1 protein-coding gene (cut by a window edge) is annotated in these 17,422 nt (G+C 69.8%); it reads right to left on the reverse strand.

Annotation, left to right across the window (positions count from 1 at the left end; genetic code table 11):
- Window positions 1-17,422: the 3' end of a non-ribosomal peptide synthase/polyketide synthase gene (locus tag ACQHI0_RS24585; RefSeq protein WP_427904174.1), read on the reverse strand. The gene runs 27,170 nt beyond the window's last position; 17,422 of the gene's 44,592 nt are visible here — the last part of the coding sequence; the start codon falls outside the window, past its right edge; the stop codon is at window positions 1-3.

Consider the following 17,422-nt stretch of genomic DNA (forward strand, 5'->3'; position numbering starts at 1 on the left):
CTACTCGGCAGCGATCACCGTGACCTCACCCTCGACCGCGTCGGTCGGGTCGCCCGCGGCGACGAACCAGTGCGTGACCTCGCCCTCGGCCAGGTCGTCTTCGACCGCGCCATCGGGCAACACCGACAGCGCACCGGCGGTGGACGACACCAGGAATTCCTGAATGGCGGCCGGGCCGGAGGCGTGGGTGGTGTAGGTGGTGCATTCGTAGTCGATGCTGTGTTCGTCGCGGAGGCGCTCGGCGAGGGCTACCGCTTCGGACTGGCTGAGGACCGTGGTGTTCTCGCCGGCGACCAGCACAAAGGCCGGGTGGACTTCGGCGAGGGGGCGGACTCGGTCGGCGTAGGAGACGGGATGTGCTGCGGCTGCGGCGATCTCGTCTTCGACGTCGGACAGGGTCAGCCACTGGCCCGCTACGCCGGCGACCGGGTCGGCGCTGATGCCGAAGGATGCTCCGGCAGCGGCGAGTTCGACACCGGAGAGTTCGCCGGCGAAGAGCACCGCGGCGCCTGCCTTGTGCACCGCCCAGGCGGCGAGGACCGAATCCACACTGCGGGGCAGCGAGATCGCGACCACGTCGCCGGGGCCCGCACCGCGCGCGATGAGCACCCGGGCCAGCTGGGAGGACTTGCGATCCAGTGCGCTGTAGGCGATTTCGCTGTCACCACGCAACAGCGCGGGTGCCTGCGGGTCGGCTTCGACGACCTCGGCGAGCACCTTGGCCACCGTCTGCGCGCCGACACCGGACGCCACCGGAGCCGAAACAGCAGCTGTCAGACCGGAATCGGCGAGCAGCTGGGCACGTTCGCTCGCATCGAGGATGTCGATGTCGCCGACCAGGCCGTTCGGGTTGTCGAGCAGCTCGTCGAGCACGCGCAGCAGGCGCTGCGACAGTGTGCGGACCTCGTCGGCGGTGAAGGTGCTGGTCAGGTACTTCATCGTGATCTCGATGGTCGACTCGGCCATCACCACGAGCGTGAGCGGGTAGTGGGTGGCGTCGTCGAGGCCCACACCGGTGACCTGCATGCCGTCGATCGAGCTCGCCGCGGTGACGGCGTCCTTGTCCATCGGGTAGGACTCGAACACCACCAGCGTGTCGAACTGCGAGCCCATGCCCGCCACCCGCTGGATGTCGGACAGGCCGACGAAGTGGTGGCTGAGCAGTTCGGCCTGCTCGGACTGCACCCGCTGGGTCAGCTTCTCCGCGGTCATCCGGTCGTCGATCTGGATGCGCACGGGCAGGGTGTTGATGAACAGGCCGACCATGGACTCCACGCCGGGCAGTTCCGCCGGGCGGCCGGAGACGGTCGCGCCGAACACCACGTCGTCACGCCCGGTCAGGCGTCCGACGACGATGCCCCACGCGGTCTGCAGCATCGTGTTCACGGTGACACCGAGCTCGCCGGCGAACTTGCCGAGCGCCCTGGTGCGGTCGTTGTCGATCTCGACGATGACCTTGCCGAGTTCGTAGCGTTCCTCGGTGCGCGGCGCGGGCGCGAGCTGGGTGGGGCCTTCGACCCCGGCCAGCGCGTCGGCCCAGACCTGCAGCGACACTTCACGATCCCAGCCCGAAAGCCAGGACAGGAAGTTGCGGTAGGACGCCACCCGCGGCAGCGCGGTGAGGTCACCGTGCACCGCGTAGAGCACGAGCAGGTCGCGCATGAGCAGCGGCATGGACCAGCCGTCGACCAGGATGTGGTGGACGGTGATCGCCAGGTGCGCCGTGCCCTCGCCGGTCGTGTACAGACCGAAGCGGATCAGCGGCGCGGTGGCCATGTCGAACTGGTTCGCCTGATCGGCCTGCAGCAGCTGTCGCATGCGCGGCATCCGCTCGTCTTCGGGCAGGTCGGTGAGGTCGACCTCGCGCCACGGCACCTCGAGCTCGGACAGCACCACCTGCACCGGCTGACCGGCAGAATCGGTGACGAACGCGGTCCGCAGGTTCGGGTACCGGTCGAGCACGGCCTGGGCCGCGCCACGCAGCCGCTCGGTGTCGAGGGTGCCGGTCAGGTCGAGCACGGCCTGCACGGTGTAGACGTCGACGGTCGCCGAGCTGAGCATGGCGTGGAACATCAGGCCCGCCTGCAGCGGCGAGAGCGGCCATACCTCCGACAGCGCCGGGTAGTCGCGCTCCCACAGCTCGAGATCGGACTGGCCGACCCGCACGAGCTGCATGTCGGACGGGGTGAAACCACCCGCGTCGGCACGCTGGGCGTGGGTGGCGAGCGCGGTGAGCGCGGCCACGAACAGGTCGGCGAACTCCTGCGCCTGCTCGGCGGTGAGCAGACCCTTCGGAAACGCGATGTTCGCGCCGAGCTGCGGGCCCTCGTCGCCGTCGTTGACGATGGCGTTGATGTCCAGGGTCGCGTTGGCGGGCATGTCGAGGTCCATCTCGGCGTCGAGCTGACCCAGATCCGCCACCGGCACCCAGCCGAGTTCGGCGAGTTCGGCGGGAATCTCGCCCGCGGTCGCGCGACCGAGGTAGTTGAAGCTGATCTGGCCCACGCTCGGCAGGTCGGCACCGTCGAGGTACTTCAGCATGCCGAAGCCGATGCCCTTGTCCGGCACCGCGAGCATCTGCTCCTTGACCGACTTGATGACGTCACCGAGCACGGCGCCACCGGCGAACGCGTCGTCGAGATCAGCACCGGCCAGATCCAGGCGGACCGGGAAGGCTGTGGTGAACCAGCCGACGGTGCGCGACAGATCCGCACCGGCGACGATCTCTTCCTGGCGGCCGTGGCCTTCCAGCTTGATCAGCGCCGCAGTACCGGATTCGTCTCCACGCCAACGGGATACAGCCAGCGCGAGCGCGGTGAGCAGACCGTCGTTGACGCCGCCGTGGTAGAGGCCGGGGATCGCGGTGAGGACCGCGTCGGTGACCTCGGGCGAGAGGGTGACCTGCACCCGGTCGACGGTGGCGAAGGTGTCGACCTGCGGGTCGAACGCCCGCGCGCCCAGCTGCGGGTCGGCGGTGGCCGAGACCTCGCGCCAGAACGGCAGTTCCGCGCGACGGTCTTGCGACTGCTCCACCAGGCTGTGTGCCCAGCGACGCATCGACGTGCCGTTGACCGGCAGCGCGACCTGCTGGCCCGCCGCGATCTGGCCCCAGGCCATGCCGAGGTCCGGGATCAGGATGCGCCAGGAGACGCCGTCGATCACGAAGTGGTGGCCGACGATGAGCAGCGCGTCGCGACGGCGGGGACCCTCGGTGGGCTCGCCGAAGGTGAACCAGACGAACTGCACCATGGCGGCGTTCGCGGGGTCGAGACGGCCCATGGCCTCGTCGTATTCGATACTGGCCAGCTTGGACAGCTGATCGTCGGCGATGTCACCGGGCACCTCGACCCGGCGCACCAGCGTGGTCACATCGACCTCGCCCGGCGCCAAAGCCTCGAAGATCCAACCGTTTTCACCGTGCGCCACCCTCGAACGCAGCACGTCGTGGTGGTCGAAGACCGCGCCGATCGTGGCGTGCAGGACCTCGGCGGTGATGTTCTCGGGCAGGCGAAGCACCATCGACTGGGAGAACCGGTCGTAGGTGGAGCCGCCGGCCAGGATCTGGCGCATGATCGGCAGCATCGGGATATCGCCGACACCGCCGCCCGGCAGTTCCTCGAGCACGATCTGTTCGGCGTCGCCCGCGAGCACGGCGATCTCGGCAAGCCCTGCCACGCTGCGCTTTTCGAACACATCGCGCGGCTTGAAGAGCACGCCGCGATCCTTGGCGCGCGAGACCAGCTGGATGGACAGGATCGAATCGCCGCCAAGAGCGAAGAACGAATCGTCCAGGCCGACGGCGTCGACACCGAGCACCTCGGCGAAGACGGTCGCGATGATCGCCTCGACTTCGCTTGTCGGCGTGCGGAACTCGCGCGGAGCGAGAACGGGCTCGGGCAGTGCGCGACGGTCCAGCTTGCCCGCGGGGGTCAGCGGGATCTCGTCGAGGACCATCACGGCGGCGGGCACCATGTGCGCGGGCAGGTGCTGCGCCGCGTATTCGACCAGGGCGGCCGGGTCGACGTTGCCGCGCACGTAGGACACCAGGATGGTGGCGCCCGCGTCGGTCTTGCGGCCGATGGTGGCGGCGAACTCGACGTCGTCGTGCGCGGTGAGGACCGCGTCGATCTCGCCCAGTTCGATGCGGAAACCGCGGATCTTCACCTGGAAGTCGTTGCGGCCCACGTATTCCACGACCGGCTTGTCGTTGACGGTGCGCCAGGCGACGACGTCGCCGGTGCGGTAGAGGCGCTCGCCGTCGGCGTACGGGCTGGCCACGAAACGCTCGGCGGTGAGGCCGTGGCGCGCGTGGTAGCCGCGGGCCAGCGGGACCCCGCCGAGGTACAGCTCACCGGCTACACCCTCGGGAACCGGGCGCAGGCGGTTGTCGAGCACGTACACGGTCGCGCCCGCGATCGGGCCACCGATGTTCATGGTGTCGCCCGGCAGCAGCGGATCGGACAGGTTGGTGGCGATGGTCGCCTCGGTCGGACCGTAGGCGTTGTAGAACCGGTGGTGCGCCGGGTCGGTGCCCGCGCTGTGCCAGTTCGCGACCAGGTCGACGGGGGCCTTGTCGCCACCGACGATCAGCGCTTCGAGTCCGGCCAGTGCCGCGGGTTCCATCGACGCCGCGACCAGCGGGGTGAGGAACACGTGGGTCAGCTGCTGGCTGGTGATGATGTCGGCCAGTTCCTCGCCGCCGACCACGCCGACCGGCGTGATGACGAGCGTGCCCGCCGAGCCGACCGCGAGGAGGAACTCGAGGATCGAGGCGTCGAACGACGGTGACGCGAACGCCAGGGTCCGTGCGTTCTTGTCGAGACCGAACTGCGCGACCTGGGCGGCGGCGAAGTTGGGCACACTGGCGTGGGTGACGACTACGCCCTTTGGCAGGCCCGTCGAACCCGAGGTGTAGATCATGTAGGCCGTGTTGCCGGGGCGGACCGCGCCGCGGCGCTCGGCCTCGGCGATCGGGGCATCGGACTGCGCGGCGATCTCCGTCTGAGCGGCGGCGTCGTCGAGAACCAGCCAGTCACCCTGTGCGGGCGCGGGCAGGTGGCCGACCTCGGACGAGACCGTAATGCCCAGTGCCGCACCGGAGTCCGACATCATGTGCGCGATGCGCTCGGCCGGGTACTTCGGATCGACAGGGAGGAACGCCGCACCGGTCTTGCTGACGGCCCAGATGGCCAGGGTGGTGTCGAGCGAACGCTGCATGGCGATGGCGACGACCGTTTCCGGTGCCGCACCACGCTCGATCAACACACGAGCCAGGCGCGAGGAAGCCGCGTCGAGCTCGGCGTAGGTCAGCGAGGCCGACTCGCCCGGCGCGACGATGGCCTGACCGGTCGGGTTGGTCGCGACGGCCTGGGTCAGCAGCTCCGGCAGGGTGCTCACCGAAGCGGCGGGACCGCCTGTGCGGGTGAGCAGTTCGGTGCGCTCGGCGCTGTCGAGGAGTTCGAGGTCACCGACCGGGGTGGTGGTGTCGGCGACGACCTCGGCGAGCAGACGCTGGAAGCGCTGCGCGAACTTCTCCACCGTCGACTGATCGAACAACGCACTGGCGTAGGAGAACTCGGCGTAGGCGCCCGCGTCGTCTCCGGCTGCCGCTTCCCGCACGGTGAGCAGCAGGTCGAACTTGGCGGTGTCGACGTCGAAGTCGACCGCCGAGACCGACAGACCCGGCAGCTCGAAGCTGGCGTCGGGCAGGTTCTCGAACGACAGCGCCACCTGGAACAGCGGGTGCCGCGCGGTGGAGCGCTCGGGGTTGAGCAGTTCCACCAGGCGTTCGAACGGGATGTCGGCGTGGGCGAAGGCGGCCAGATCGGCTTCCTTGGCCTGGGTCAGCAGCTCGGCGAAGCTCAGCTGTCCGCCGACCTGCGTGCGCAGGGCGAGGGTGTTGACGAACATGCCGATCACGTCGTCGAGTTCGGCTTCGCCGCGGCCCGCGATCGGGGTGCCGATGACGATGTCCTCGGTGCCCGACATGCGCGCCAGGAATACCGCGAGCGCGGTGTGCACGACCATGAACAGCGTCGCGTTCTGCTCGCGAGCGATCGCGGACAGCCCGGCGTGGATGTCGCCACCGATCGGGAACAGCACCCGGCCACCGGCGAAGGACTGCGTGCTCGGACGCGGCCGGTCGAGGGGCAGGTTCAGCTCGTCGGGGACACCGGCGAGTGCGCGCTTCCAGTAGTCGGCCTGCTGGGCGACGAGGCTGGTCTCGTCGGTCTCGGAACCGAGCACCTCGCGCTGCCAGACGCTGAAGTCGGCGTACTGCACCGGCATCGGCGCCCAGCCCGGGGCCTCACCGGCGGCACGCGCGGCGTAGGCGATCATCACGTCGCGGGTCAGCGGGCCCATGGACCAGCCGTCGGCGCTGATGTGGTGAGCGACGAAGACGAGGACGTACTCGTCCGCCGAGTCCGACCCGGCCCGCGTCGCACCTGTGGCACTGCCGGTGGTCACGACAGCATCGCCCGCGGCCGTCGCGTCGGCGGCAACGCGGAGCAGCTTGGCGCGCAACGGAACTTCGCTGATCACATCGAAGCCGGTAGCGATCACTTCGGCGATCTTGTCGCGAATCTGTTCGGGGGCAACGGTTTCCGGCGTCAGGTCCGGCACATTGCCCTCGACCGGCAGGATCACCTGGTGCGGGGTGCCGTCGGTCGACGGGTACACCGTGCGCAGGGTCTCGTGCCGTGCGAGCACATCGGCGACGGCCAGTTGCAGCGCCTCGACATCCAGCGCGCCCGACAGGCGGACGGCGACGGGGATGTTGTTCACCGAAGAAGCCGTGTCGAACTGGTTCAGGAACCACATGCGCTGCTGCGCGAGCGACAGCGGCACCTGGTCGGGACGCGTCCCGGCGACCAGCGCGCGACGCCCACCGGCGCCCGCACCCTGCTCGACCTTCACCGCGAGACCGGCAACGGTCGACGCCTCGAACAGCAGGCGCACGGGCACCCGGCTGTCCAGGGCGGCACCGAGGCGGGCCGTGACCTGGGTGGCCAGCAGCGAGTTGCCGCCGAGGGCGAAGAAGTCGTCGTCGGCGCCGACACGATCGGCGCCGAGGACATCGGCGAACACGCCCGCCACGATCTCCTCGATCGGGGTCGACGGCGCGCGGAAGGCCTGCGCCTCGAACTCCGGCTCCGGCAGCGCCTTGCGGTCGAGCTTGCCGTTCACGTTGAGCGGCAGCGCGTCCAGCACGACGAACGCGGTGGGCACCATGTAGGACGGCAGCCCGGCGGCGAGCGTCGACTTGACCTGTGCCACATCGATATCCGCGGCAGTCGAGGGCTGATCGAGGCCGTCGGCCACGTCATCCGCCGGTGCACCCGAAGCGGGTGTCGTCGCGGCACCGACCAGGTACGCGACCAGGCGATCACCAGTGCGCGGATCGGACTTGGCGATCACCGCGGTCTGGGCGATCTCGGGCAGCGCGAGCAGCGCGGCTTCGATCTCGCCGAGTTCGATCCGGAAACCGCGGATCTTCACCTGGAAGTCGGTGCGGCCGCGGTAGTCGAGTTCGCGGTTGTGCCAGGCCACCAGGTCACCGGTGCGGTACATGCGGGTACCCGGGGTGAACGGGTTGGCCACGAAGCGATCGGCGGTCAGGTCGGGGCGACCGTAGTAGCCGCGAGCCAGCTGCGCGCCTGCAAGGTACAGCTCACCGGCGACACCGTCGGGCACCGGGCGCAGACGCTCGTCGAGCACGTAGACCTGGCTGTTCCACTCGGGCGAACCGATGGAGACCGAGGCCTGGTCGGCGGCGTTCACCCGGTGCGAGGTGATAGACACCGCGGCCTCGGTCGGGCCGTACAGGTTGAACAGCTCGGTGCGGCCGAACTCGGCTCGGAAGCGCTGAGCCAGCGAGCCCGGCAGTGCCTCACCGATCGCCAGGACCCGCCACAGCGAATCCGGCATCCCGGAAGCGAGCAGCGCGTCGAGCATCGACGGCACCACGTGCAGGGTGGTGACCCATTCGCGGGCCATCAGCTCGTTGAGGTAGGCCGGGTCGCGATGGCCGTCGGCCGAGGCGATCACCAGGCGGCCACCGCAGACCGCGGCCGACCAGAACTCCCAGACCGAGAGGTCGAAAGTGGCGGCGGTCTTGAGCAGCACCGCGTCGGCGGCGTCCATGCCGAACTCGATCAGCTTCCACTGCAGCTGGCTGGCGATGGCGCCGTGCGGGACGGCCACACCCTTCGGGCGGCCGGTGGAGCCGGACGTGAAGATCACGTAGGCGGTGTTCTCCGGACGCAGCGGTTCGGTGCGCTCGGCATCGGAAATCGGTGTGGCAGCGATCGATTCCAGGTCAAGCTCGTCGATCCGCACGACCGGTGCGGCATCGGTGGCGAACTCGGCGTTGGTCAGCACGCAGACCGGTGCCGCAGTCTCGAGGATGTAGTCGGTGCGCTCGGCTGCCTGATCGGGATCGACCGGCACGTACGCGCCACCGGACTTGGCTACCGCGTACATCGCGACAACCAGATCCACCGAGCGCCGCATGGCCAGCGCGACACGGGACTCCGGGCCCACACCCAGCGAGATCAGGTGCCGGGCGAGACGGTTCACCTTCGCGTCGAGTTCGGCGTAGGTGAGCTGGGCGCCGTCGTCAGTGACCAAAGCGGTCGACTTCGGGTCGGCGGCCACGGTCGCGTCGAGCAGCGAGACCAGGGTGGCCTCGGTGTCGACCGAATAGGTGGTGGCGTTGCGGGCATCGAGGATCTGGGTGCGCTCGGCCGGGGCCAACAGCTCGATATCGCCGACCGCGGTGCGCGGGGTGGCGACGATCGCGCCGAGCAAGCGGACGAAGCGCTCCACGAAACCTTCGACCGTGGCGTGATCGAACAGGTCGGTGGCGTAGGTGAACAGACCCGAAATGCCTTCGGGCTCACCGGCATCGCCGTAGCGGTCGGTGGCGATCAGGTGCAAATCGAACTGCGACAGCTCGGTGGCGATGTCGAGGCCGGAGACCGTCAGGCCGGGCAGTTCCAGGGTGGCGCGGCTGAGGTTCTGGAACGACAGGCCCACCTGGAACAGCGGGTGGCGCGCGGTCGAGCGGACCGGGTTGAGTACCTCGACCAGGCGCTCGAACGGCACGTCGGCGTTGGCGAACGCCGCGATGTCGTCTTCACGCTGGCGGGCCAGCAGTTGCGTGAACGCCTCGCCGCCGTCGACCTTGGTGCGGAACACCAGGGTGTTGACGAACATGCCGATCATGTCGTCGAGTGCAGCTTCGCCACGACCGGCCATCGGGGTGCCGATGGCGATGTCGTCGGTGCCGGACAGGCGGGCGAGCAGCACCGCGAGGGCGGTGTGCACGACCATGAACAGCGTCGCGCCCTCGGCGCGGGCCAGTTCGACCAGCGCGCGGTGGGTGTCGGCGTCGATCTGGAGGTCGACCTTGCTGCCGGCGAAGGTCTGCACCGCGGGGCGCGGGCGGTCGGCGGGCAGGTCGAGCTGATCGGGCAGGTCCGCGAGGGCCTGCTTCCAGTGCGCGACCTGCTTGGACGCCATCGAGTCGGCGTCGTCCTCGCTGCCGAGGAGGTCGCGCTGCCAGATGCTGTAGTCCGCGTACTGCACGGCCAGGGGTGCCCAGCCGGGCTCGGAGCCCATGGAGCGGGCCGCGTAGGCGGTCATCAGGTCGCGGGTCAGCGGGGCGACGGAGGAACCGTCACCGGAGATGTGGTGCACGACCAGGGCCAGCACGAAGTCGCCCGCGATGCTCCCGGCGGGCCCGGAGGAGGTAGCGGAGCGTGACCACGCAGGGCCCTCGAGAGCATCGCCATCAGATTCAGCGTTCTCGACGCGGAATAGTGCGACCTTGAGGGGGACCTCGACGGTGACGTCGAACATCGTCGACATCAGTTCCGCCACAGCCGATTCCACCTCGTCGGCGGCGACCGTGCGTTCGATCAGCTCCGGCGCGGCCTGTGCGGGCGACAGGATCACCTGTGCCGCACCAGCAGCGCCCCCTGCCCCCTGACCCACCCCGAGCTGCGGGTAGATCGTGCGCAGGATCTCGTGGCGGGTCACCAGGTCGGTGACCGCCGCACGCAGCGCGTTCACGTCGAGGTCGCCGGTGAGGCGGACCGCGACGGGCACGTTGTAGGCGGCCGACTGAGTGTCGAAGCGGTTGAGGAACCACATCCGCTGCTGCGCGAGCGAGAGCGGGATGTGCTCGGGGCGCGGACCGGCGGTCAGCGCCTTGCGATCACCGGTCTCGGCATGCTGCTCGACCCGCTGGGCCAGCGCGGCCACCGTCGATGCCTCGAACAGCAGACGCACGGGGATGCGGGTGTCGAGCGACTCACCCAGGCGAGCCGCGACCTGCGTAGCCAGCAACGAGTTACCGCCCCAGGCGAAGAAGTCGTCGTCGAGCCCGAACCGCTTGTCGGCGTCGAGGCGAAGGACCTCGGCGAAGGTGGCGGCGACGAGCTGTTCACTCGGACTCACCGGCGCGCGGAACACGGCCTTCTCGACCTCGGGCTCCGGCAGCGCCTTGCGGTCGAGCTTGCCGTTGGCGTTCAGCGGCAGGGCGTCGAGCTGCAGGAACACAGTCGGGACCATGTACGACGGCAGCTCGGCGGCCAGTGCGGCACGCAGGGCCAGCTTGTCGAGCTCAGTGGCGGAGCGAGACTGCGCGGCGTCGGCGTTCAAGGCGGTTACGGTCTGGGCGTCCCCGGTCACGGCGTCCACCACGGCGGCATCAGCAGCGGTACCGGCGACGACGTAGGCGACCAGGCGATCGCCTACGACGGGATCGGTGTGGGCGAGAACGGCGGCAGAGGTGATGCCGGGCTGACGCAGTAGCGCGGCTTCGATCTCGCCGAGTTCGATGCGGAAACCGCGGATCTTCACCTGGAAGTCGGTGCGGCCACGGTAGTCCAATTCGCCGTTGGCATTCCAGGCCACCAGGTCGCCGGTGCGGTACATCCGGGCACCGAGTTCGCCGGCGGTTCCAGCCGCGGAAGCAGCGAACGGATCGGCGACGAAGCGGTCGGCGGTGAGGTCGGCGCGGCCGTAGTAGCCGCGGGCCAGCTGGGCACCGGCCAGGTACAGCTCGCCGGAGACGCCGACCGGGACCGGGCGCAGGCGCGAATCCAGCACGTAGACAAGGCTGTTCCACTCCGGCGCACCGATCGACACCGAGACGGTGTCGGCGTCGGTGACCGCGTGGCTGGTGATCGAGACCGCGGCCTCGGTCGGGCCGTAGAGGTTGAACAGCGCGGCGGTGTTGGCCGTGCGGAAACGCTGCGCGGTCGCGGCGGGCAGCGCCTCACCGATGGCGAGGACGCGGCGCAGCGTGCGCGGCAGCGCCGCACCGGATTCGGTGAGCAGCGCGTCGAGCATCGACGGCACCGCGTGCAGTGTGGTGACGGCGGTGGCCCGCATCAGGTCGTTGAGGTAGGCCGGGTCGCGGTGGCCGTCGGCGGTGGCGACCACCAGGCGGGCGCCCGCGACGGCGGCGGTCCAGAACTCCCAGACCGAGAGGTCGAAGGTGGCGGCGGTCTTGAGCAGCACCGCGTCGTCGGCGCCGATGCCGAATTCAGCCGTCTCCCACAGCAACTGGTTGACAATCGCACCGTGCGAGACCGCGACACCCTTGGGCTTGCCGGTCGAGCCGGACGTGAAGATCACGTACGCGGTGTTCGCGGGGACCAGGGTGCGCCCGGTGATCGCGGCATCGCTGACATCGCTCAGGTCGAGCTCGTCGAGAACAACCACTTCGGCTGCCGCCGTGCTGAATTCGGCGTTCGCCGTGGTCAGCACGACAGCGGGTGCGGCTGTTTCCAGGATGTAGTCGGTGCGCTCGGCAGGCTGATCCGGGTCGATCGGCACGTAGGCCGCGCCCGTGCGGGCCACCGCGTACATCGCGATGATCAGCTCGGCGGAGCGGCGGATGGCAAGAGCCACCCGGTCCTCGGTGCCGATGCCGCGCGAGATCAGGTGCCGCGCAAGGCGGTTGACCTCGGCATCGAGTTCGGCGTAGGTCAGCTCACGACGACCGCCGACGCTCAGACCGTTCGCGTCGGACTCCGGCTCGTCCACGACCAGTGCGATCGCGTCGGGCGTGGCCGCCACAGTGGCGTCCAGCAGCGACACCAGGGTGGCGTCGGTGTCGACAGCGTGCGCGGTGTCGTTCCACGCGGTGACGATCCGCTCGGATTCCGGCGTGGTGAGCAGGTCGATGTCGCCGACCGGGATGGTGGCGTCGGCGGCGACCGCGTCGAGGACGAGCAGGAAGCGGTCCGCGAAGCTCTGAACCGTCGACTCGTCGAACAGGTCGATGGCGTAACCGAATTCGGTCACCAGCTGGGCAGGTGCGCCGTCGTCGGTGTAGCGGTCGTAGAGGGTGACATGCAGGTCGGTCTTGGCCAGCTGCGAGTCGTAGTCGACGGCGCTGACCGTCAGGCCGGGCAGTTCGAAGGTGGTGTCGGCCAGGTTCTGGAACGACAGGCCCACCTGGAACAGCGGGTTGCGCGCGGTGGAGCGGACCGGGTTGAGCACCTCGACGAGACGCTCGAACGGCACGTCGGCGTTGGCGAAGGCCTCCAGGTCGCGGTTGCGCACGTCGGCGAGCAGTTCGGCGAAGGAGGCGCCGGGGTCGACGGCGGTGCGGAACACCAGGGTGTTGACGAACATGCCGATCAGGTCGTCGAGTTCGCGTTCACCACGGCCCGCGATCGGGGTGCCGACCGCGATGTCGTCGGTGCCCGACAGGCGGGCCAGCAGCACCGCGAGCGCGGCGTGCACGACCATGAACAGCGAGGCGTTGTTCGCCCTGGCCAGCTCGTGCAGGGCCGCGTGGCGGACCGGGTCGATCTCGAAGCGAATGGCCTGGCCCTGGAACGACTGCGCGGGCGGGCGCGGCCGGTCGGCGGGCAGTTCGAGCTGGTCGGGCAGCCCGGCGAGCGCTTCGGCCCAGTACGCGACCTGCTTGGCGGCGAGGGATTCGGAATCGGTCTCGTCGCCGAGGACCTCACGCTGCCAGAGCGCGTAGTCGGCGTACTGCACGGGCAGCGGCGCCCACTGCGGCGCCTCGCCCTGCACGCGGGCCACGTAGGCGGCCATGATGTCGCGGGCCAGCGGACCCATCGAGGAACCGTCGGCGGAGACGTGGTGCACGGTGAACGCGAGCACGTGGTCGGTCTCGTTCAGTTCGAACAGCGCGACCTTGAGCGGCACCTCCTGGGTGACGTCGAAGGTGGTCATCGCGAATTCGATGACGCTGCCGAGCAATTCGGCCTCGGTGACCGAGATACGGTGCACCACGGCGCGGCTCTGCGAGATGGGCAGGATCACCTGGTGCGGGCCGTCGGGCGAGCCCGGGTAGGTGGTGCGCAGCATCTCGTGGCGGGCGAACACGTCGCCGATGGCCTGCTCGAGCGCGGGCACGTCGAGTTCACCGGTGAGGCGGACGGCGAGGGGGATGTTGTCGACCGCGGAGGTGGACGTGTCGAACTGGTTGAGGAACCAGTAGCGCTGCTGGGCGGGCGAGAGCGGGATGACGGCGGGCCGCTCCCCCGCGGTCAGGCGCGGACGGGTCCGGCCGGAGCCCGCGTTGTGCTCGGCGCGGGCGGCCAGTGCGGAGACCGTCGAGGCCTCGAACAGGTCGCGCACCGAGAGCTGGGTGTCCAGGGCGGCGCCGATGCGGGCGGTGACCTGGGTGGCCAGCAGCGAGTTGCCGCCGAGTTCGAAGAAGTCGTCGTCGGCGCCGACGCGGGTCACGCCGAGCACGTCGCCGAAGGTGCCCGCCACGATCTCCTCGATCGGGGTGGACGCGGCGCGGAACACCTTGGCCTCGAACACCGGCGCGGGCAGCGCCTTGCGGTCGAGCTTGCCGGAGGCGTTGAGCGGGAAGGCATCCAAGATCACGAAGGCGGTGGGAACCATGTAGGCAGGCAGCGCGCCGCCGAGTTCGGTGCGCACGGCGTCGAGGTCGATGCTCGCACCGGCCGCCGGGATCAGGTAGCCGACCAGCTGGTCGCCGAGGCGCTCGTCGGAACGGACCACGACCACGGACTGGGCGATCGAGGGCAGTGCGGTGAGCGCGGACTCGATCTCGCCGAGTTCGATACGCAGACCACGCAGCTTGACCTGGAAGTCGGTGCGGCCCAGGTATTCCAGCTCGCCGTCCGCGGTCCAGGCGACGAGGTCGCCCGTGCGGTACATGCGCTCGCCATCGGCACCGAACGGGTCGGCCACGAAGCGATCAGCGGTGAGATCCGGGCGAGCGACATAGCCGCGCGCCAGCTGGACACCGGCCAGGTACAGCTCGCCGGGAACGCCGACGGGCACCGGGTGCAGACGCGAATCCAGCACGTACACCTGGGTATTGAAGACGGGAGCACCGATCGGCACCGAGGTGGTGTCGGCATCGGCGACCTCGTGGAAGGTCACGTCGACCGCGGCTTCGGTGGGCCCGTACAGGTTGTGCAGGGCCGCGCCGGTGAGCGCGCGCATCCGCTGGGCGGTCGGCGCGGGCAGCGCCTCACCCGAGGCGAACACCAGGCGCAGGCTGCTCGAGACCTCCGCACCGTCGGCGAGCGCCACGGCGGCGGACTCGGCCAGTTCGGCGACGAAGACCGACATCATCGACGGCACGAAGTGCGCGGTGGTGACGCCCTCGGCGGCGATGAGCTCGGCGAGGTAGGCCGGATCGCGGTGACCATCGGGCTTCGCGACAACGAGTCGCGCGCCGATCTGCAAGGGCCAGAAGAACTCCCACACCGACACGTCGAACGTCGCCGGGGTCTTCTGCAAGACCACATCGGCCTCGGTCAGACCGTAGGCCTCCTGCATCCACACCAAACGGTTGACGATCGCACCGTGGCTGACCGCCACACCCTTCGGACGACCCGTGGAACCCGACGTGAAGATCACGTACGCGGTGTTCTCCGGACGCAGCGGCGCGATCCGATCGGCATCGGTGACCGGCGCATCCGAGTAACCCGAGAGATCCAGGCGCTCGATGTTCAGCGCGGCGGTCGATCCCGCGTCGAATTCGTCACGGGCAGTGGTCAATACGCAGACCGGTGCCGCGGTCTCGAGCACGTAGTGGGTGCGCTCGGCCGGGTGGTCGGGGTCCAGCGGCACATAGGCGCCACCGGCCACGCTCACCGCGTACATGCCGATCACCAGGTCGAGCGAGCGGCGCATGCCGAGCGCGACCATGGTGTCCGGGCCGACGCCCTGGGCGATGAGGTGGCGGGCCAGGCGGTTCACCTGCGCGGAGAACTCGCCATATGTCAGCGTCGCAGCGCTACTAGATGAGGGGTGGTGGTCGGGCGACGGGTGGGCCAGACTCGTCCCCTCGAATGTCACGGCGGTCGCGTTCGGGCTGGTCGCGGCCTGTGCCTCGAACATCGAGACCAGCGTGGCGGCCTGGTCGACCGGGTGCTCGGTGGCGTTCCAGTCGGTGACCACCTGGCGGTATTCGGCCGGGGCAAGCAGGTCGACCTCGCCGATCGCGCGGGTCGGCTTGGCGACGACCGCGGTCAGCATCCGTACCAGGCGCTGCGCGAGAGCGGCGACGGTGCCGGCGTCGAACATGTCGGTCGCGTAGGCGAATTCGGCCGTCATGCCGTCGGCGGAACCGTCGGCACGGTGGCGGTCGGCCAGGTTCAGGTGCAGATCGAACTTGGCGGTGACCACATCCAGCGGCACGCCCGCGACCTCGAGGCCGGGGAGTTCGAAGGAGGCCTCGCCGGTGTTCTGGAACGACAGCATCACCTGGAACAGCGGGTGGCGTGCCTGCGAACGGGCCGGGTTGAGGATCTCGACGAGCCGCTCGAAGGGCAGGTCGGCGTGGCCGAAGGCGGCGAGGTCGTTCTCCCTGGTCTGGGCGAGGAGGTCGGCGAACGGCTGGGCCGGGTCGACGGTGCTGCGCAGGACCAGGGTGTTGACGAACATGCCGATGGCATCGTCGAGCACCGCTTCACCACGGCCCGCGACGGCGGTGCCGATGGCGATGTCGTCGCTGCCCGACAGGCGGGCCAGCAGTGCGGCGAACGCGGCGTGCACGACCATGAACAGGCTGGCGCCGTGTTCGCGGGCCAGCGCGTTGAGGCTCGCCGACAGCGTCGGGTCGATCGAGAACTCGTGCACGCCACCGCGATTGGACGCGACGGCGGGACGGGCCCGATCGGCGGGCAGGTCGAGCTGGTCGGGCAGACCGGCCAGGTGCTGCGACCAGTAGGCCACCTGCTGGGCGATCATCGACGCCGAATCCGCTTCGGAGCCAAGCGTTTCGCGCTGCCACAGGGCGAAGTCGGCGTACTGCACGGGCAGCGGGGTCCAGCCGGGCGCCTCGCCGCGCGAGCGGGCGGCGTAGGCGATCATCACGTCGCGGGCCAGCGGGCGCACCGACCAGCCGTCGCCGGAGATGTGGTGCACGACGAAGACCAGCACGTGGGTGTCGGGCTGCGAGCCGTCCATCGAGCCCGCGATGCGCAACAATTCGGCGCGCACCGGGACCTCGGCGGTCACGTCGAACCCGGCGAGCACGAGTTCGCTGATCCGATCGCGGATCTCGTCCTCGCCCACGGTGATCGGGTGCAGCGAGATCGGCACCTGCCCCACGGGCAGCACGACCTGCACGCCCTGGCCCTCGGCGGTTTCCGGGTAGACGGTACGCAGCACCTCGTGCCGGTCGACCACGTCGGCGACGGCCTGGCTCAGGGCGTCGATGTCGAGGTCACCGGTCAGGCGGACGGCCAGTGGGATGTTGTTGACGCCGGTCGCGCTGTCGAAGCGGTTGAGGAACCACATGCGCTGCTGGGCGAGCGAGAGCGGGATCTGCTCCGGGCGCGCACCGGCGACGAGCTCGCGACGGCTGCCGCTACCCGCGTGGACCTCGACCTTGGCGGCGAGGGCGGCCACCGACGGCGCCTCGAACAGCACGCGCACGGGGACGCGGGTGTCGAGCGCGGCACCGAGGCGGGCGACCACCTGGGTGGCGATGAGCGAGTTGCCGCCCAGGTCGAAGAAGTCGTCGTCGAGGCCGACCGCGCGGTCGCCGGTCAGGCCGAGTACCTCGGCGAAGGTGGCGGCGACGATCTCCTCGATCGGCGTGCTCGGCGCGCGGAACTCGCGCGCCTCGAACACCGGCTCGGGCAGGGCCCGCCGGTCGAGCTTGCCATTGGCGCTCAGCGGCATCTCGTCGATGACGACGAACGCGGCCGGAACCATGTACGACGGCAGCTGTGCCGCGAGATGCGCACGCAGAGCGCCGATTTCGACGGTCTCGCCGGCGGCGGGCACGACATAGCCGACGAGCTGGTCACCGGTGCGCGCATCCGAGCGCACGACCACCACAGCCTGGGTGAGGGTGTTGTGCGCGGTGAGCGCGGCCTCGATCTCGCCGAGCTCGATCCGCAGACCACGCAGCTTGACCTGGAAGTCGGTGCGG

Source organism: Nocardia sp. FBN12 (assembly GCF_050320175.1).
Lineage (GTDB): Bacteria > Actinomycetota > Actinomycetes > Mycobacteriales > Mycobacteriaceae > Nocardia.